General features: G+C 53.8%; 1 protein-coding gene. It reads left to right on the forward strand.

What is annotated here, in order from left to right; genetic code table 11:
* A partial coding sequence (locus tag ACF8Q6_RS08330; protein WP_392498628.1) for a transposase occupies positions 1-457 on the forward strand: 457 nt, incomplete at both ends.

Consider the following 457-nt stretch of genomic DNA (forward strand, 5'->3'; position numbering starts at 1 on the left):
CACTTCGAATCGCTTGATCTTCTGATTCAGAAGCGCTTGAAGGTCTTGGTAAAAGAGGCTGGCCTAGCCGAACAAGTCGCCCGCTGTCAGAAAGTTGAAGGGATTGGTTTCCTGACCGCTGTTGCCCTCGTCACCGCATTTATTCGGGGCGAATTCAAGAGCAGTGATTCATACATCGCTTTCCTAGGCATGGACCTGAAAGTTGTAGATTCCGGCCAAAAGGCTGGACGTCGACGGTTGACCAAGCGGGGGTGTTCAGAGATCCGTCGATTACTGCATAACGCCGCCATGGCGGCCAGTAGGTCTGCGGCCTGGAAAGACGTCTACGAGCACTATCGCCGGGCAGGCAAGGCAACGACTCAGGCCTTGGTTATCTTGTCGCGCAAGCTCGCCAGAGTTGCATTCGCCTTGATGAAGACCCAAGGCGAATACGTCAGCAAAGGGGCAAAAAAGCTTT

The sequence above is a fragment of the Pseudomonas sp. GLN_2 genome (genome assembly GCF_043106005.1).
Classification (GTDB): Bacteria; Pseudomonadota; Gammaproteobacteria; order Pseudomonadales; family Pseudomonadaceae; genus Aquipseudomonas; species Aquipseudomonas alloputida.